This is a genomic window from Streptococcus sp. HN38, assembly GCF_028335765.1.
In the GTDB taxonomy this organism is placed as follows: Bacteria; Bacillota; Bacilli; order Lactobacillales; family Streptococcaceae; genus Streptococcus; species Streptococcus suis_P.
Genome location: NZ_CP116604.1, coordinates 710,605 through 729,696 on the forward strand (window position 1 = coordinate 710,605; position 19,092 = coordinate 729,696).

Here is a 19,092-nt window from a genome sequence, read left to right on the forward strand (position 1 = left end):
ATAATATCAATAGAAAGATAAAAAGGAGATCATCAGATGAAAACCATTCACACAGATAAGGCACCTGCAGCAATTGGCCCATACGTTCAAGGGAAGGTTGTTGGAAATTTCCTATTTGCCTCTGGTCAAGTTCCTTTGTCACCTGAAACTGGTGAAGTGGTTGGTGAAACCATTCAGGAGCAGACTGAGCAAGTCTTGAAAAATATTGCAGCAATTTTATCAGAAGCAGGAACAGACTTTGACCATGTGGTGAAGACGACTTGTTTCCTAAAAGATATGAATGATTTTGTAGCTTTTAATGAAGTTTATAAAACAGCTTTCTCAGCAGATTTTCCAGCTCGTTCAGCGGTAGAAGTTGCACGTTTGCCACGTGATGTTAAGGTTGAGATTGAAGTTATTGCAGTTATTGATTAGAAGAGAAAAGGAGGGAATGTCATGTCGGACAAACTCCATTTAGTGATTGTGACAGGGATGTCGGGAGCTGGTAAGACGGTAGCTATCCAGTCTTTTGAAGATTTGGGCTATTTTACCATTGACAATATGCCGCCGACTCTCTTGCCAAAATTTTTAGAATTGATTCGCCACAGCCAGGATAACAATAAGATTGCTCTTGTTGTAGATATGCGGAGTCGCTCCTTCTTCTCGGAGATTCGAGAGGTGTTGGATGAGATTGAGGGGGCAGAGGATTTAGATTTTAAAGTCCTATTCTTGGATGCGACGGATAGTGAATTGGTTGCTCGCTATAAAGAAACTCGTCGTTCCCATCCTTTGGCGGCTGATGGTCGGGTTTTGGACGGGATACAGCTTGAGCGTGAACTTTTGGCTCCCTTGAAAAATATGAGTCAGAATGTCATTGATACGACAGAGCTGACACCTCGTAATCTCCGTAAGGCAATCTCAGAGCAGTTTGCTAGTCAGGACAACCAACCATCCTTCCGTGTGGAAGTCATGTCTTTTGGTTTCAAATATGGTCTGCCTCTGGATGCGGACTTGGTCTTTGATGTGCGTTTCTTGCCAAATCCTTATTATCAGAAAGAATTACGAAATCTGACTGGTCTGGATGCTCCCGTCTTTGACTATGTTATGGACCATCAGGAATCAGAAGAGTTTTATAGTCATTTGCTCGGCTTGATAGAGCCAATTCTGCCAGGTTATCAGAAGGAAGGGAAGTCTGTACTGACCATTGCTGTTGGTTGCACGGGCGGTCAACATAGAAGCGTAGCCTTTGCTAAACGCTTGGCAGATGATTTGGAGAAAAACTGGATTGTCAATCGTAGTCATCGTGATAAGGACAGACGGAAGGAGACGGTCAACCGCTCATGAGAAAACCAAAAATTACAGTTATCGGGGGCGGGACTGGTATTCCAGTCATCTTGAAGAGTTTGCGGGATAAGGATGTAGAGATTACCGCTATCGTGACGGTAGCTGATGACGGAGGATCTTCGGGGGAAATCCGTCAGGCTTTGCAGGTGACCCCTCCAGGTGATTTGCGTAACGTCCTATTGGCTATGTCGGATATGCCCAAACTTTATGAACAAATTTTCCAGTATCGTTTTGCGGATTCAGATGGACCTTTGGCGGGGCATCCACTGGGAAACTTAATAATCGCTGGTATTTCTGAGATGCAGGGTTCAACCTACAATGCGATGAGGTTGTTGACGCGCTTTTTCCATACGACAGGACGGATTTATCCATCTAGCGAACAGGCCTTGACCCTTCATGCTATTTTTACAGATGGGACCGAGGTAGCAGGTGAGAGCAAGATTTCCAAGCATAATGGGATGATTGATCATGTCTATGTGACAAATTCTTATAACGATGATGAACCGAAAGCCAGTCGCCAGGTAGTTGAAACGATTATGGAAAGTGACATGATTGTACTTGGACCGGGTTCTCTTTTTACCTCAATCTTGCCGAATCTGATGATTTCTGACATTGGCAAAGCCCTAAAAGAAACCAAGGCTGAAGTGACCTATGTGTGCAACATTATGACCCAACGGGGAGAGACTGAGTTTTTCTCAGATGCAGACCATGTGGCGGTTCTTAATGCACACCTAGCTGAACAATTCATTGATACAGTTTTGGTCAATATTGAGCCAGTTCCACAAGAGTATATGAATAGCAACCAGTTTGATGAATACTTGGTACAGGTAAAACACGATTTTGCAGGTTTGCAAAAACAGGCTAATCGTGTGATTTCTTCGAATTTTCTTCGTTTGAAAAATGGCGGAGCTTTCCATGATGGTGACTTGGTGGTAGAAGAGTTGCTCAAGATTTTGCAGGTGCGGCCATGAGTTTTACAGTACAAGTAAAGGAAGAATTGCTGCTTCAGTCTAGCTCAAATAAGAGCGAGCTATCTGCTATTATCAAATTATCAGGTAGCTTGGGCTTAGCTTCATCAGGTTTGACTCTTTCTATCAGCACGGAAAATGCAAAGATTGCCCGTCACATTTATGAACTGTTACTCCATTTCTACCAGATTAAGGCTGAGATTCGCCATCATCAAAAACCTAATCTCAAAAAGAATCGTGTGTATGCAGTTTTGATAGAAGACGGCGTGAATGAGATATTGAACGATTTGCATTTGGCTGATAGCTTCTTTGGATTAGAGACGGGGATTTCTCCCTTGGTTTTGGAAAATGATTCGTGGAGTCAAGCCTATCTTCGTGGAGCATTTTTAGCGGCAGGCTCTGTTAAGGATCCTGAAAAGGGAAAATACCAGCTTGAAATAGCTTCTGTCTATAGTGACCATGCCAATGACCTGGCCAATCTGATGCAGAAATTTCTTTTGGATGCCAAAGTCATTGAGCGAAGTAAGGGAACCATTACCTATCTGCAACGTGCAGAGGACATTATGGATTTTCTTTTGGTGATTGGAGCAGAAGAGGCAAAGACAGAATTTGAGAATGTTAAATTGCTTCGTGAGGCTCGCAATGACCTAAATCGGGCTACAAATGCGGAAGCCGCTAATATTGCAAAGACGGTCAATGCTAGTATGAAAACAATCAATAATATTATCAAAATTATGGATACTATCGGTCTAGATCAGTTGTCAGGTGACTTGCAGGAGATTGCCCAGTTGCGAATTCAGCATCCAGACTATTCCATTCAGCAATTGGCGGATAGTCTAACGGTACCGATCACTAAAAGTGGTGTCAACCATCGTTTGCGGAAAATCAATAAGATTGCGGATGAATTATAATACTTAGAACCAGTTCCTTGTGGGCTGGTTTTTTAGATTATTATATGAAATTACGGAATATTATTAGAATTATATCTTAATATATGTTAGAATGTGTAGAGAAATACTTTGATTAGAATGGAGAGAGTGATGATTACGAACGAACAATACAACTTTCTTCGAAACCATCCTGCGTTTGAAAACTTCTCAAGGGAAAGTTTCGATCAATTAGCTAAGCATATTCGTTTTCGAAAGATTCCTAAGGGACAAATCTTTTTTTACGCAGAGGATCCTAGAGATTATCTATTTGTATTGTATAAGGGCTATGCTCGGATTGAGCAATATGATGAGACGGATAGTTTTACGTATTTAGACTATATTCGGCAGGGCGGTGCTTTTCCTTTTGGAGATATGTTTCAGGATAAACCTTATCATTATACTGCCATTGCCATAACGGACCTAGAGTATTTTATTGTGCCGATGGTCTTGTTTGAAACCTTGTCGAAGATAAATCCTAGTCAAATGGTCTATATCTGTCAAAAATTATCCAAAGTGCTTCGTTTTCAAGAGTTGCGCTTGCGAAATGCGATGCGTTCCAAGGCATCAGATCGAGTCGTTCAAGCCCTGGCTCTTCTTTATTGGGATATGTGCCAGCGCGATCAGTTTGTTACCTTACCGTTTGAAATTCATATTCAGGAGATTTCGCGTTTAGCAGCTACGACACGGGAAACGGTTAGCCATGTTTTGAAGCAACTGAAACAGGATGGTAAAATTGCTTATAGCCATAAACAGTTAACTTATTTAGATATTGATTATTTCTTAGAAAATTTGACAGAAACTCACTGAAGTTTCTGTTTTTTTATAAAAAAATAAAAATTCACATAATGATATAATAGAAAGAATTATGCATAATATAGGCGATATAATCGATAATTATTTATAAATAAGGTTGAAAATGTGAAGAATTTCTCAACATAAATGCGAGCGTTTTCAAGTTTTTGTTTTTTTGCTCTGTTAAACTATGGATGTAAAGAGGAAATGAGAGGCAGGAAAGCGTACGGTCCTCCTCGTTTCCCATCATGTATAAATCTACAAGGAGGACAGATCATGTCAAACCATCCAATTCATGTTTTTTCAGAAATTGGTAAGCTGAAAAAAGTTATGTTACACAGACCAGGTAAGGAAATTGAAAACCTGATGCCTGACTACCTAGAACGCCTACTCTTCGATGATATTCCATTCTTAGAAGATGCACAGAAAGAGCATGATGCATTTGCTCAAGCTCTTCGTGATGAAGGTGTCGAAGTACTCTACTTGGAAAAATTAGCTGCTGAGTCACTTGTTACACCTGAAATTCGTGAACAATTTATTGATGAATATCTCGAAGAAGCTAACATTCGTGGTCGGGCGACTAAGAAGGCAATTCGCAAGTTGTTGATGTCTATTGAAGATAATCAAGAACTGGTTGAGAAAACGATGGCTGGTGTTCAAAAGGCAGAATTGCCAGAAATCCCTTCTGAAGAAAAAGGTTTGACAGATTTGGTTGAATCCTCTTACCCATTTGCAATAGACCCAATGCCAAACCTTTACTTCACACGGGATCCATTTGCTACGATTGGTAATGCTGTTTCTCTTAACCACATGTATTCAGAAACACGGAACCGTGAAACCTTGTATGGTAAATATATCTTCACCCATCACCCAGAATATGGTGGAAAAGTTCCATTGGTTTACAATCGTGAAGCAACTACTCGTATAGAGGGTGGTGACGAATTGGTTCTTTCAAAAGATGTTTTGGCAGTAGGTATTTCACAACGTACCGATGCTGCATCAATTGAAAAACTATTGGTAAATATCTTTGAACAGCATGTTGGCTTCAAGAAAGTATTGGCATTCGAATTTGCTAACAACCGTAAATTCATGCATTTGGATACAGTATTTACCATGGTTGACTATGATAAGTTTACTATCCACCCAGAAATTGAAGGTGACCTTCGTGTCTTCTCTGTAACCTATGAAAATGATACGCTTCATATTGAAGAAGAACATGGTGACTTGGCAGAACTTTTGGCTGCGAACCTTGGTCTTGAAAAAGTAGAATTGATTCGTTGTGGTGGCGGTGATATGGTTGCTGCTGGTCGTGAGCAATGGAATGATGGTTCAAATACATTGACTATTGCACCAGGTGTGGTAGTTGTTTACAAACGCAATACGATTACCAATGCTATCCTCGAGTCCAAAGGGCTTCGTTTGATTAAGATTGGCGGAAGTGAATTGGTTCGTGGTCGTGGTGGACCTCGTTGTATGTCAATGCCGTTTGAACGTGAAGACATCTAATGCCGAGTATAGAACGAACAACAATCGGTTCGGAAGAATGGCAACGCGCAGCCTCTATCTATGTCCGCTATAAGGTATTTGTCCTTGAGCGTGGTATTGCAAAGGAAGATGAATTTGACCAGAATGATACGGAAGGAAGAGTTTACGCCAATCTCTTTATTGGTGAAGAGCCTGTTTCAACGGGACGTTTTCTTCCTGTCGGTCCTGGTCAAGCTCGTCTAACCCGAATAGCCACTCTACCGAATTTTCGTGGAAAAGGCTATGGAAAAATGATTATCAGCTCTTTGGAAGCTTATGCACGTGAAGCAGGCTTTCATCAGTTGAATATACATTCGGAGTTAACTGCAAAGACTTTTTATGAGTCAGTTGGCTACCAAGCAACTTCTGAAGTTTATCAAGAAGATGGAGAATGGTGCCAGACATTGACAAAATTTATTTAAACATTAGGAGAAGAGACAATGACAAACGTATTTAAAGGTAGACATTTTCTTGCAGAGAAAGATTTCACACGCGCAGAATTGGAATGGTTGATTGATTTCTCAGCTCATTTGAAAGATTTGAAAAAACGCAATATTCCACACCGTTATTTGGAAGGTAAAAATATTGCCCTCTTGTTTGAAAAAACATCAACACGTACTCGAGCTGCCTTCACAGTAGCATCTATTGACCTTGGTGCCCATCCAGAATATCTTGGTGCAAATGACATCCAACTTGGTAAGAAAGAATCTACAGAAGATACTGCTAAAGTTTTGGGACGTATGTTCGACGGTATTGAATTCCGTGGTTTCAGTCAAAAAATGGTGGAAGAATTGGCAGAATTCTCTGGTGTGCCAGTATGGAATGGTTTGACAGATGCATGGCACCCAACTCAAATGTTGGCGGACTACTTGACTGTCAAAGAAAACTTTGGCAAGTTGGAAGGCTTGACTCTGGTTTACTGTGGTGATGGCCGTAACAACGTTGCCAACTCTCTATTGGTGACAGGTGCTATCCTTGGTGTCAATGTCCATATCTTCTCTCCAAAAGAACTCTTCCCTGATGAAACTGTTGTGGCATTGGCAGAAGGCTTTGCCAAAGAAAGCGGAGCGCGTGTTCTTATCACTGACAATGCTGATGAAGCAGTCAAAGGCGCAGATGTTCTCTATACAGACGTTTGGGTATCAATGGGTGAAGAAGATAAATTTGCTGAACGCGTTGCCCTCTTGAAACCATACCAAGTGAATATGGAATTGGTGAAAAAAGCAGAAAATGAAAATCTCATCTTCTTGCACTGCTTGCCTGCCTTCCATGATACAAACACTGTTTATGGTAAAGATGTCGCTGAAAAATTTGGCGTAGAAGAAATGGAAGTAACAGACGAAGTATTCCGTAGCAAATATGCTCGTCACTTCGACCAAGCTGAAAACCGTATGCACACTATTAAAGCAGTGATGGCGGCTACTTTAGGGGATCCATTTGTTCCACGTGTGTAATAATTAACGATCTAATAACGCATCGCAACCTCCGGGGGCTGACACCCAGCCCCCATATTTTGAGGATAGATGTGTAAGCGATTACTATTTCGCGAAAGTGAGGAAAAAGCAAGAGATATGGCAAATCGTAAAATTGTAGTAGCCTTGGGTGGCAATGCTATTTTATCGTCCGACCCATCGGCTAAAGCACAAAAAGAGGCCTTGGTACAAACAGCCAAGCACCTTGTAAAATTGATAAAAAATGGGGATGACCTTATTATCACGCATGGTAATGGTCCTCAGGTTGGAAACTTACTTCTTCAAAACCTTGCTGCTGATTCGGAAAAGAACCCAGCTTTTCCACTAGACAGTTTGGTAGCCATGACAGAAGGTTCGATTGGTTTCTGGTTGCAAAATGCCTTGGAAAATGAATTGCTCAAGGAAGGCATTGAAAAAGATGTAGCATCTGTTGTGACCCAGGTTATCGTGGATAAGAATGATCCCGCCTTCGAAAATTTGACCAAGCCGATTGGACCATTCTATACAGAAGAAGAAGCGAAAGCAGAAGCAGAAAAGACTGGTGCAACCTTCAAAGAAGATGCCGGTCGTGGCTGGCGCAAAGTCGTTGCTTCGCCAAAACCTGTAGGAATCAAAGAAATTGGTACCATTCGTACCCTTCTCAATGCAGGTGAGGTAGTCGTAGCTGCTGGAGGCGGAGGTATTCCAGTTGTCCAAGAAGCAGATGGCACCCTGACCGGTGTGGAAGCAGTTATCGATAAGGACTTTGCTTCTCAATGTTTGGCAGAATTGGTTGACGCAGACTTGTTTATCGTCTTGACCGGTGTAGACTATGTCTTTGTTAACTACAACAAACCAGACCAAGAAAAATTAGAAACAGTTACCGTAGCTGAATTGGAAGAATATATCAAACAAAATCAATTCGCACCAGGTTCCATGCTACCGAAAGTTGAAGCAGCTATTGCTTTTGTAAACAATAAGCCGCAATCAAAAGCAGTCATTACCTCATTAGAAAACTTAGGCGCTTTGATTGAATCCGATAGCGGCACTATCATTGTCAAAGGCTAAGCAGCTGTATGTTCGTTGAGACTTCTCTTTATTGATGTACTCTACATGCAAATATAGTTTTTAAACTAGACGGGTTATTTATTGATGGAGTTAGGGGAGTGGGAATGTTGATAGTCCTACAAGGGTTCCCTTTAATCTAAACATGAAGGTCTGGGCGTCTAAGCTCCCTCCCCTCTCATCCATTTCCTATCAAGTATCTATCTATAAGCAATGATTTCAGATAATAGACTGAAGGAGATAGACATCTCTTGAAGATAGGTGGATATTTGATACGGTTATTACGGATACAATTTCCCTTAAATAGGGGATTTAGAACCTGTATTCCCAGTTCAGGACTTTCATCTAAGACTAGTTGTTGAGCTATTCATCGTTAGTTTTTCAGTATTTCTTTAAAAACTACCTTGATGAGCGAAAAACTATTTCTTATATAAAGTACTTTACTTGTCAATCCAGGTTGCGTTCAAAAAATATTATAGGAGGTTTTTGCGATGAGCGAAAAAGTGAAAAAAGGCTTTAAAATGCCTTCATCGTATTCTATTTTGATGCTCATTATTGCCTTTATGGCAGTGATGACATGGGTTATTCCAGCAGGTCAGTATGAAAAAGACGAAGCTGGAAAATTTATCACAGGCACCTATCAAGCAGTGGCTCAAAATCCGCAGGGAATTTGGGATATTCTGATGGCACCTGTCCGTGCTATGTTGGGTCATGGCGACACTAGTAAGGCTATTGACGTTGCCTTCTTTATTCTGATGGTTGGTTCTTTCTTAGGCGTGGTCAATGAAACTGGTGCGCTTGATGTGGGGATTGCCTCCATTGTGAAACGCTTCAAGGGTCGCGAGAAAATGCTGATTTACATTCTCATGCCTTTGTTTGCCTTGGGCGGTTCTACCTACGGTATGGGTGAGGAAACCATGGCTTTCTTCCCACTCCTAGTTCCTGTTATGATGGCAGTTGGTTTTGATAGTATTACAGGTGTTGCTATTATCTTGTTGGGTTCTCAAATCGGCTGTTTGGCTTCGACTGTAAACCCATTTGCGACAGGTGTGGCTTCGGATGCAGCAGGGGTTTCCTTGGCCGATGGTATGATATGGCGGATTATCTTCTTTATCGTTATTTTGGGTCTGGGTGTGTGGTTCGTTGCCAACTATGCTGAAAAAGTAAAAAACGACCCAACTAAATCCCTCGTTTACAAACAACGTGAAGCAGATATGGCTCACTTTAATGTCAACACATCAAATGAAGAAGTCAATGCTGTCTTAACGCCTGCTCAAAAACGTGTCCTTTGGGTCTTCGTATTGACTTTTGTAGTCATGATTTGTAGCTTTATTCCTTGGGAAGACTTGGGTGTTTCTGTCTTTGCAGATTTTAACACCTGGTTACTTGGCTTGCCAGGAATCGGTCAGGTGATTGGTAGTTCAGCCTATCCATTTGGCTGGTGGTATTTCCCTGAAGGAGCTATGCTCTTTGCCTTTGCTGGTGTCTTGGTCGGTATTGTCTATGGCATGGATGAAGCACGTCTGGTAAAAGCCTTTATGAATGGTGCGGCAGACTTGCTCAGTGTTGCCCTTATCTGTGCGGTGGCACGTGGTATTCAAGTCATCATGAATGACGGTATGATTACAGCGACTATTCTGCATTGGGGTGAAGTTGGCTTGCAAGGTCTGTCTTCACAAGTCTTCATCATCTTGACCTATCTCTTCTACCTGCCAATGTCCTTCTTGATTCCATCCACATCTGGTCTTGCAGGGGCATCTATGGGTATCATGGCACCTCTTGGAGAATTTGTTAATGTGCCAGCACACTTGATTATCACAGCCTTCCAAGCAGCTTCAGGTGTACTTAACTTGGTTGCACCAACCTCAGGTATTGTAATGGGTGCCTTGGCTTTAGGTCGTGTTGAAATCGGAACTTGGTATAAATTTGTAGGTAAATTGATTGCAGCTATTGTACTTGCATCAATTGCTATTCTTGTCATTGCGACATTCTTCTAATCGAAATTCTGGGTCAGATTTTATCATGAATACAGATAAATTTGGCTCAGTTTTTCCATTTGTGATAGAATGAAAACAGAAAGAACTATATTTTAATCTGTTGAAAGGAGAAACAATGGAAACAAGTTTTATTCAAGCACAGCATCAAGAGGCTTGTGTAGAGGCGATTAAGGAACTGGTTGCTTTTCCTTCTGTTTTGCAAGAACATCAGGCAGATACACCATTTGGTCAAGCAATTCAGGATGTACTGGAACATACTTTAGCCATGACGGAGAAAATGGGGTTTAAAACCTATCTAGACCCTGCTGGCTATTATGGCTATGCTGAAATTGGGCAAGGCGAAGAATTATTAGCAATCCTTTGCCACTTAGATGTGGTACCTGCTGGTGATCTTAGTCAATGGCAGACGCCGCCTTTTGAGGCTGTGGTAGAGGGAGATTACATTATTGGACGCGGGGTTCAGGATGATAAAGGTCCTTCGATGGCGGCCTTATTTGCAGTAAAAGCACTTCTTGATGCGGGAGTCCAATTTAACAAACGGATTCGTTTCATTTTTGGAACAGATGAAGAGACCTTATGGCGGTGTATGAACCGCTACAATCAGTTGGAAGAAGTAGCAACTATGGGCTTTGCGCCAGATTCTTCCTTCCCTTTGACTTATGCTGAAAAAGGATTGCTGCAGGCCAAATTGCATGGTCCAGGTCACCCTTGTCTGAGTATCGAAGCGGGAACTGCCTATAACGTAGTACCTGCCAAGGCAAGCTATTCCGGTCATTTATTAGCAGGAGTTATTGCGGAATTAGATCAATTAGGCTTTGATTATGAAACCAAAGATGATCAAGTAACGGTTCTTGGTATTTCGCGGCACGCCAAGGATGCTGCTGAGGGGGTCAATGCCATCGTTCGTTTGGCCAAGGCTTTGGAACATTTCGAAAATCATCCAGCCTTGGACTTTATCGTCAATGCAGTTGGTGAAGATGCCACAGGATTTAAGCTTTTGGGTGATGTGACTGATGAACCATCAGGGACACTCAGTTTCAATATTGCAGGCCTAACCATTAGCGCAAAAAAATCAGAAATTCGCTTGGACATTCGTATTCCTGTTACTGCGGATAAAGAAGCCCTAGTTTCTACTTTACAAGCCAAAGCGCAATCATGTGGTTTGACCTATGAAGAGTACGACTACCTTGCTTACTTGTATGTGCCATTAGACAGCCAGCTGGTATCTACGCTCATGTCTGTTTATCAAGATAAGACAGGAGATTTGACAAGCGAGCCAATCTCGTCAGGTGGGGCTACCTTTGCTCGTACCATGCCAAACTGTGTGGCCTTTGGTGCATGTTTCCCAGATACAGAACAAACAGAGCATCAGGAAAATGAACGCATGCCATTAGAAGACTTATATAAAACAATGGATATTTATGCTGAGGCAGTCTATCGCCTAGCTGCGGAATAGCCATTATCAGTATTGAATAGTAAATTACAGTTTAAAAGCTCTTAGTGAAATATCTAAGAGCTTTTCTTATGAAGAATAACATTGAAAGATGAGATAGAAATGTGTCACTGTTTACAAGAAGTGTACAAAATATATGAAAGTGTGACTTATTATATGCTGTTTTAGAAATAGACCCCATCTGCATATAGAATAAGTCAAATTAGACTATTCTACAATAAAATGCGTACATGTTATATTTTCGTTTATGAGTATAAAGGGAAGTTATTGATATTTATTTGAAAAATTATCTTTAAAATTAAGTATGTTGTTTGTGAACAAAAATTTTTATAATTTACTAAAGAAAAATGGTGGAGTAAACTGTTTCAAGTGCTCGAAGCAAGCTTGTGCCCCCTCGACATCTTCACAAATGATGAGACAGACATCGTCACCGCAGACGGTCGCTACAATTTGAGGAATCTCCATGGCATCCAAAATAGAACCGAATGAGTTGGCCAATCCAGGTAGGGTCTTGAGCACCACTTGATGTTGGATAGGTTTTAGCATGACCAAAGCATCTTCCATATAGAGTCGCAGTCGTTTTTCCCAGCGAGTAGGAGCAATGGGGTTGATGACATAGTGAGAAGAATCATCTTCGTTGACTTTGACAAGATTGAGCATCTTGATGTCACGGGAGAGGGTAGATTGGGTGACGGAGACTCCGTTGACCTCTAGTAATTCTTGCAATTCCTGCTGGGTATGTATTTTCTTCTCCATGATTAGAGACAGGATCAGCTGATGGCGGCTTTCAATCTTGTTCATAGGGCCCTCCTTGAGATGTAAGGAAAATAAAATCTGAACTCAGAATAAATTGGTGATAACAGCCTATTGAATAAACATTGCATCCCCAAAACTAAAGAAGCGGTAGCGTTCTTCAACAGCATGTTTATAGGCATCTAAGGTAAATTCTCTACCTGCAAAGGCAGAAACTAGCATAACCAAAGTAGATTTTGGCAGGTGGAAATTGGTTGAGAAGGCATCAACGATTCGGAAGGTGTAGCCAGGTTTGATGAAGATATTTGTCCAACCAGAATCAGCTTCCAAACGGCCATCAAATTTATTACCGATGGTTTCGAGGGTGCGGATGGATGTAGTGCCGACTGCGACGATACGACCACCGCTACCTTTGACCTGATTGAGGGTTTGAGCAGCTTCTGCTGATAGATTATAGAATTCCGAGTGCATTTCATGCTCATCAACGTTATCAACAGAGACTGGTCGGAAGGTCCCAAGCCCAACGTGAAGAGTCAGATAGACTAGTTTCACTCCTTTAGCTTCGATTTTTTCGAGTAATTCTTGGGTGAAATGTAGTCCAGCAGTTGGAGCTGCGGCAGAACCGTTTTCCTTGGCATAAACTGTTTGATAGCGTTCACGGTCTTCTAATTTCTCATGAATGTAAGGTGGAAGTGGCATTTCGCCTAGACTTTCCAAGACTTCAAGGAAGATACCTTCATAGGAGAATTCAACTATTCTTCCACCGTGTTCTAATTCCTCTACGATAGTAGCAGTTAATCGTCCGTCACCAAAAGCAACTGTGGTACCGACCTTCAGACGTTTTGCTGGTTTGGCAAGAACTTCCCACTGATCACCTTGGGTATTTTTCAAAAGCAAAAGCTCAACATGTCCCATAGTTTCAGGCTTGTAGCCATAGAGACGGGCAGGCAGAACACGTGTATTGTTCATGACCAGAGCATCACCGGGATTTAGTTGGTCGATGATATGGTCAAAGTGACTGTCAACCATGCTCCGTTTTTCGCGGTCGAGGATCAATAGTTTAGAGCTGTCGCGCTTTTCAAGGGGAACTTGAGCGATAAGCTCTTCGGGTAAATCAAAATCAAAATCTGCAGTATTCATATTCACTCCTTAGACTAAAATAAAATATAGGTAAAATAAATCAATAGGGCAAATGGCAAAGCCACCAATAGACTACCAATCAGGTAGAAAATAAACTTTAGGACCTTTGATTTAGAAATAAAATAGCCAGTAAGGCAGAACAGAATACCAATAAAAAATAAGTAAAAAAGCACATCTGTCATAAATGTATTATATCATAGTTAGACACTTAAGTCTTGATGGATGGGAAGAGAATTAAAATTATTCGTGCTGATGTAATACTCTATAAGTATAAATTCTTGACAAAAATTGGTCTATACCATATAATAAAGAAAAAACAATAAATGGTATAGACCAAAGAGGTGTGTTATGAAAATTCATGTAGTAAACAATCAAGTTGAAGGAGCAACTGTAGCATTAGACATTTTGAGAGAAAAATTGAACGGAGGTGCCAAGGTATTAGGTTTGGCAACAGGCTCCAGTCCGTTAGAATTTTACAGATTGATTCGTGAGTCGGATTTAGACTTTTCGGATGTGACATCTGTAAACTTGGATGAGTATGTTGGTCTAGGTGAGGAGAGCGACCAATCCTATATTCATTTTATGAAGGAAAATCTTTTCAATGCTAAACCGTTTAAACAATCTTATTTACCGAATGGTTTGGCGACAGATGTAGTTGCTGAAACAGAACGTTACAATAAAATTTTGGCTGAACATCCGGTCGATTTCCAAATTTTGGGTATCGGTCGCAACGGCCATATCGGTTTCAACGAACCAGGTGCTCCATTTGATGGTCAAACCCATCTGGTTGAATTGGCGCCATCAACCATTGAAGCCAATGCGCGCTTCTTTGACAATCCAGAAGATGTGCCAAAACAAGCTATCTCCATGGGCATCGCCAACATTATGGCAGCCAAAACCATTGTTCTCATGGCCTATGGTCCTGAAAAAGCTGACGCGATTAAGGCGACTGTGGAAGGAGCAGTGACAGAAGATGTCCCAGCAAGCGTCCTCCAAAACCACGACAATGTCATCCTTATCCTCGACCAAGCAGCAGCAAGTAAATTAGTGTAGTATGTTGTAAACGATTATTCTTAGACATAAAGTTGGTTGTAACAGTGCAATAAGTATAATGTCTGAATGAATCTAGGTTCTTTTTCCATTATGAATTTGACAAAAATTGTGAAAAGGCATGTAACTTATATTTTTAAGGGCATGCCTTTTGCTATTCTGATAATCAATATCAGTTGTTATATATTGAATGGATTATAACATTAAGTTGGATGTGAGAGAAAATTTCGACAAGAGGTACTACTAAATTGCTGTCCTTTATCATGTTGAAAATTGATAGGAACAAGTGAAATGGGCAAAATAGTATCATTTTCTCTACGTTTTGTATAACGTTTTCATTTTTTTTAGGTAGTTTTATGGTTTTTATATAATCTTTTTCTAAAGTTGGTTTTTGAGTTATTTTTTTGTGCTATACTGTTACTACGTTTCCGATAGGAGGAAGCAAATATCTATACAAAGGAGGAGGCTGGGCAAAAAGCCCAGGACCACTACTCAGAGTTCGTGTCAACATCTCAGCGCAGTGGTTGATTGGCAGATTTGTTCGTGTTTTACACTCCAAATCTGACCATTACGACTGATGCGAACAGAGTTCGCTTCATTTCCAACCTCTAACAGTCACTACTCTGACTTAACGACTGTTGCGAACTTCGTTCGCTATATCTCCAACCTCCAAAGGTTCCCCGAACCTTTGGAGCTATACGGGGGTGGGAGTTTAAAAGGTCTGGGAGACCTTTTAAAGTGGGAGATATAAGCTGACGGCAGTCAGCTCACATAAATTGATGTCTGGGAATAGACTGTTTCAGCTCAACAACTGGAAATAAGGACTTGTTGACGAACTCTTTTTTAACTAGTCGAGTTCCCACTCTCATTGTAACAAAACGTAAGTATAAAGTTGGCGCATGTGCTATGGCACTTGCAGTGCTAATGACCACTGCAGGTGGTGCAGTTGTAAATGCAGAGCAACGACTTCATTCACCAGTTGGTTTTGAGCAACGTGACGAAGTACTTCTAGAGCTGAAAGAATCAACCCAACCTTTTGGTCAAGGTGTTCAACATTTAGAGCCTATCAACCCACCTGTGACTCAAATGGCTCCTTCTGTACAAAAATCATCATGGTTTGGTTCATTTTGGGGAGGTGTACAAAAATTGTGGAATGCATTATGTTGTTCTGTGGGATTAACTTGGTGTAAAGTTAAATAAGTAATCTAGAGTTATAATCTTGTAATATTTAGTCAATTAATTTGAAAATCCTTCATACTTCACTAACTTTCTTAAATTATTTAATTTTCTATATATTACCCTCTTAAAAATCTTTTTCATCTATACATTCATAACTTTAATACTATCACTCAAAATAGTATGCCCTCTATGAAAATAGAGGGTTTTAAACATTTTTTGCGAATGAGATGTTGACACGAATTCCATATTTCTTGAGTCTCGGTTGTAATTTTTCTTAGATAAATTAAAGAGTGAAAAGTTTAGGATGTAATTGTTCTAAACTTTTTATATTGCATTGATAAAAAAATACAGGCTTTGTGTAACAGGTATATTCTTGTATTTTTTAGTGAAAAAAGAAATAAATTGACAAAATTATGGTAAAATGTAGGTTGATTTAAAATTAATCATTTAATGAATGGAATGAGTTCGAAGTAAGTCAAGATTGACTAGACATTGTATTTAAAGTAATTCGCAGGAATAAGAGATGGAAGGAGATAGAACATGCAACATCCAGTTGTACGATTTATCTGTAGAACCCTGTTCTATTTTTTTATATTGTTACTACTTTTGTATCTGTATAGTTATTTAGACATTGGACAGGGAGGATTTATCTATAATGAGTTTTAAAGAGGAGAGTATAAAAAAGATTAGCAGTATGTTAGAGCGGGTAGAGCATTTTGCGACAGAAAATCCTGACTACCCTGTTTACCATTATCTAGGACAGTTGTACAGTTATGGGGATTTAAAGGCAGATTCAGATTCTTTAGCAGCCCATATTGATAGTTTGGATTTACCAGCAAACTCTCCTGTTCTTGTTTTTGGCGGACAGGAGTACCAGATGTTGGCAATCTTTGTTGCCTTAACCAAGGCTGGCCATCCATATATCCCTGTAGATAGTCATTCTGCTTTGGATCGGATTGAAGCTATTCTGGAAATAGCAGAGCCGAGTTTGGTGTTTGCGGTAGCAGACTTTCCGCTAGAGACAAGTTTGCCAGTGCTTGGTTTGTCTGAAGTTGAAGCCATTTTTGAGAAGAAGTCGACTTATCAGTTGATGCATCCTGTAAGTGGAGATGATACCTACTATATTATCTTCACTTCTGGGACAACGGGTAAACCAAAAGGGGTGCAAATTTCGCATGACAATTTGCTCAGCTTCACCAACTGGATGATAAGGGATAAGGAGTTTGCGCTACCAGAGCGACCGCAAATGTTGGCTCAACCTTCCTATTCGTTTGACTTGTCGGTTATGTATTGGGCTCCGACGCTTGCCCTTGGTGGGACCTTATTTGCCCTACCGAAAGAGTTGACTTTGGATTTTAAAACCTTATTTGCAGCTATTCAAACTTTGCCATTTAAGATTTGGACTTCGACACCATCATTTGTCGATATGGCTTTGCTATCTCGTGAGTTCGATGGGAAACATTTACCAAATTTGACGCATTTCTATTTTGACGGAGAGGAGTTAACTGTAAAAACAGCTCAGAAGCTCCGCGAACGTTTTCCAAAAGCTGTGATTGTTAACGCTTATGGACCGACCGAAGCTACAGTCGCCTTATCAGCAGTTGCTATAACTAATGAGATGTTAGTGAATTATAAACGTTTGCCGATTGGTTATACCAAACCAGACTCACCAACTTTTATTTTGGATGAGGATGGTCAAGTAGTACCGAATGGTCAACAGGGAGAAATTGTTGTATCAGGTCCTGCTGTCTCTAAAGGATATTTGAATAATCCTGAGAGAACCGAGGCGGCATTTTTCCAGTTTGACGGCTTACAGGCCTATCATACTGGGGATTTGGGTGTAATGACAGATGAAGGTCTGTTACTCTATGGTGGGCGTATGGATTTCCAAATTAAATATAATGGTTATCGTATCGAGTTGGAAGAAGTTGCCCAACACTTAAATAAATCAACCTATATTGAGGCTGCGGTAGCTGTTCCACGTTATAATGCTGACCATAAAGTGCAAAATCTGTTAGCTTATGTTGTCCCTAAAGCAGGGATTATGGAGCAGTTCGATCGAGAGTTGGAGTTAACCAAGGTCATCAAGCAGGAGTTAAAAGAACGGATGATGGATTATATGATGCCTTCGAAGTTTATTTATCGAGACAGTCTTCCTTTGACTGCAAATGGGAAGATTGATATTAAGGGATTGATTGCTGAGGTGAATGCTCAATGATGGAGTTTTTCAAACAGCTACCTCAGTTAGAGCCTTATGGGAATCCATTGTACTTTTTCTATCTAGTCTTGGCGCTAGTACCAATTTTTATAGGACTCCTTTTTAAAAAACGTTTCCCCTTGTATGAAACAGGTGTTAGTTTAGCCTTCATTGTCTTGATGTTTACAGATACAAAGACAATGCAATTGCTGTCTTTATTGGCCTATATCATTTGGCAGACAATGTTGATTTTTTTCTACAAGCATTATCGTCAACGGGCAAATCAAAGCTGGGTCTTCTATTTAATCGTGTGTTTAGCTGTTTTTCCGTTGACTTGGGTAAAGTTGGCCCCGACTTTTAGTCAGCATGGGGCAATTTTCGGTTTTTTAGGTATTTCTTATTTAACGTTTCGGTCGGTCGGAATGGTGATTGAAATGCGGGACGGTTTACTAACGGAATTTAGTTTAGGGAGTTTTTTACGATTTTTGCTATTTATGCCAACTATTTCGAGTGGTCCTATTGATCGTTATAGACGGTTTACGGAAGATTACAAACAAATTCCTGAGCGAACGGAGTTATTAAATATGCTCGATCAGACTGTGCATTATATTATGATGGGCTTCTTATATAAGTTTATTCTAGCCTATTTTATCGGGCATACTTTACTGGAGCCTTTAAAGGCAGTAGCTTTGGATCAAGGTGGATGGTTTAACTTACCTACTATTGGAGTTATGTATCTCTATGGTTTTGAATTATTCTTTGACTTTGCAGGCTATTCCATGTTTGCCATAGGTATTTCCAATCTTATGGGTATTCGCTGCCCAATTAACTTTGATCAACCGTTCAAATCGCGTGATCTTAAGGAATTTTGGAATCGATGGCATATCAGCTTATCTTTTTGGTTCCGTGATTTCGTCTTCATGCGTCTGGTTAAGACTTTGTTAAAACATAAGGTTTTCAAAAATCGAAATACGGTATCTAATGTTGCCTATCTGTTAAATATGCTCTTGATGGGCTTGTGGCATGGTGTAACATGGTATTATATTGCATATGGTCTCTTTCATGCTTTGGGGTTGATCATCAATGACGCTTGGATTCGTAAGAGGAAATCAATTAATTTAGCTCGAAAAAAAGCTGGGCAAGAACCACTGCTGGATAATCGTTGGACGAGTTTCGCTGGTATGTTTGTGACCTTCCATACGGTCATGTTCTCTTTCTTGATATTTTCAGGATTTTTAGATAAATTGTGGTTCAAGTAGACAATAGGTAAC

The 19,092-nt window shown here is 40.4% G+C and carries 18 protein-coding genes; 16 read left to right on the forward strand and 2 right to left on the reverse strand.

Annotated features, from left to right (window positions below; translation table 11 throughout):
* Positions 1 to 36 precede the first annotated feature (36 nt).
* The 11 genes from PHA78_RS03465 (at position 37) to PHA78_RS03515 (ending at position 11,505) form a co-directional block, all read left to right on the forward strand.
* A complete protein-coding gene (locus PHA78_RS03465; RefSeq protein WP_002937263.1) occupies positions 37 to 414 on the forward strand; it encodes a RidA family protein in 378 nt (125 codons plus the stop codon).
* Between the two features lie 21 nt (positions 415 to 435).
* On the forward strand, positions 436 to 1,323 hold the full coding sequence (gene rapZ, locus PHA78_RS03470) for an RNase adapter RapZ (RefSeq protein WP_024378988.1): 888 nt from the start codon (positions 436 to 438) through the stop codon (positions 1,321 to 1,323).
* Complete coding sequence (locus PHA78_RS03475) at positions 1,320 to 2,294, forward strand: YvcK family protein (protein ID WP_024399077.1); 975 nt, start codon at positions 1,320 to 1,322, stop codon at positions 2,292 to 2,294. The genes rapZ and PHA78_RS03475 overlap by 4 nt, the downstream gene beginning before the upstream one ends.
* The gene (whiA, locus tag PHA78_RS03480; protein ID WP_272158457.1) at positions 2,291 to 3,202 is read left to right on the forward strand and encodes a DNA-binding protein WhiA; all 912 of its coding nucleotides are present in this window, start codon (positions 2,291 to 2,293) and stop codon (positions 3,200 to 3,202) included. The genes PHA78_RS03475 and whiA overlap by 4 nt, the downstream gene beginning before the upstream one ends.
* Positions 3,203 to 3,331: 129 nt before the next feature.
* Positions 3,332 to 4,027, forward strand: coding sequence for a Crp/Fnr family transcriptional regulator (locus PHA78_RS03485; protein ID WP_024377168.1), 696 nt, complete (start codon positions 3,332 to 3,334; stop codon positions 4,025 to 4,027).
* A 261-nt stretch (positions 4,028 to 4,288) separates the two neighbouring features.
* A complete protein-coding gene (gene arcA / locus PHA78_RS03490; protein ID WP_029694239.1) occupies positions 4,289 to 5,518 on the forward strand; it encodes an arginine deiminase in 1,230 nt (409 codons plus the stop codon).
* Positions 5,518 to 5,958: a GNAT family N-acetyltransferase gene (locus PHA78_RS03495; RefSeq protein ID WP_002941721.1), complete on the forward strand. Its 441-nt coding sequence runs from the start codon at positions 5,518 to 5,520 to the stop codon at positions 5,956 to 5,958. The genes arcA and PHA78_RS03495 overlap by 1 nt, the downstream gene beginning before the upstream one ends.
* A gap of 18 nt (positions 5,959 to 5,976) precedes the next feature.
* Positions 5,977 to 6,990 carry an ornithine carbamoyltransferase gene (argF, locus tag PHA78_RS03500; protein WP_002941720.1) on the forward strand — a complete coding sequence of 338 codons (1,014 nt, stop codon included), beginning with the start codon at positions 5,977 to 5,979 and terminating at the stop codon, positions 6,988 to 6,990.
* Between the two features lie 117 nt (positions 6,991 to 7,107).
* Positions 7,108 to 8,055: a carbamate kinase gene (gene arcC, locus PHA78_RS03505; RefSeq protein WP_002941719.1), complete on the forward strand. Its 948-nt coding sequence runs from the start codon at positions 7,108 to 7,110 to the stop codon at positions 8,053 to 8,055.
* 488 nt (positions 8,056 to 8,543) lie between these two features.
* Positions 8,544 to 10,049, forward strand: a complete 1,506-nt coding sequence (locus tag PHA78_RS03510; protein WP_172012833.1) for a YfcC family protein — start codon at positions 8,544 to 8,546, stop codon at positions 10,047 to 10,049.
* Positions 10,050 to 10,164: 115 nt separating this feature from the next.
* Complete coding sequence (locus PHA78_RS03515) at positions 10,165 to 11,505, forward strand: dipeptidase (protein WP_272158458.1); 1,341 nt, start codon at positions 10,165 to 10,167, stop codon at positions 11,503 to 11,505.
* Between the two features lie 324 nt (positions 11,506 to 11,829).
* Here PHA78_RS03515 and PHA78_RS03520 read toward each other — a convergent pair whose 3' ends face one another.
* Positions 11,830 to 12,303 (reverse strand): arginine repressor, encoded by a 474-nt coding sequence (locus PHA78_RS03520; RefSeq protein ID WP_002941715.1) that lies wholly within the window; start codon positions 12,301 to 12,303, stop codon positions 11,830 to 11,832.
* A 63-nt stretch (positions 12,304 to 12,366) separates the two neighbouring features.
* Complete coding sequence (gene queA, locus PHA78_RS03525; RefSeq protein WP_002941714.1) at positions 12,367 to 13,395, reverse strand: tRNA preQ1(34) S-adenosylmethionine ribosyltransferase-isomerase QueA; 1,029 nt, start codon at positions 13,393 to 13,395, stop codon at positions 12,367 to 12,369.
* 348 nt (positions 13,396 to 13,743) lie between these two features.
* Here queA and PHA78_RS03530 point away from each other — a divergent pair, with 348 nt between their 5' ends.
* From PHA78_RS03530 to dltB, 5 genes are all read left to right on the forward strand, one after another.
* Positions 13,744 to 14,448 (forward strand): glucosamine-6-phosphate deaminase, encoded by a 705-nt coding sequence (locus tag PHA78_RS03530; RefSeq protein WP_024378249.1) that lies wholly within the window; start codon positions 13,744 to 13,746, stop codon positions 14,446 to 14,448.
* 903 nt (positions 14,449 to 15,351) lie between these two features.
* On the forward strand, positions 15,352 to 15,645 hold the full coding sequence (locus PHA78_RS03535; RefSeq protein WP_050572102.1) for an SSU0592/SSU0593 family protein: 294 nt from the start codon (positions 15,352 to 15,354) through the stop codon (positions 15,643 to 15,645).
* A gap of 519 nt (positions 15,646 to 16,164) precedes the next feature.
* The gene (gene dltX, locus PHA78_RS03540) at positions 16,165 to 16,290 is read left to right on the forward strand and encodes a teichoic acid D-Ala incorporation-associated protein DltX (protein ID WP_002937209.1); all 126 of its coding nucleotides are present in this window, start codon (positions 16,165 to 16,167) and stop codon (positions 16,288 to 16,290) included.
* Entirely contained in the window at positions 16,280 to 17,842 is a 1,563-nt protein-coding gene (gene dltA, locus PHA78_RS03545; protein WP_029694236.1) for a D-alanine--poly(phosphoribitol) ligase subunit DltA, read from the forward strand. The genes dltX and dltA overlap by 11 nt, the downstream gene beginning before the upstream one ends.
* Entirely contained in the window at positions 17,839 to 19,080 is a 1,242-nt protein-coding gene (gene dltB, locus PHA78_RS03550; protein WP_024399067.1) for a D-alanyl-lipoteichoic acid biosynthesis protein DltB, read from the forward strand. Before dltA ends, dltB begins: the two co-directional genes overlap by 4 nt.
* Positions 19,081 to 19,092: the final 12 nt, after the last annotated feature.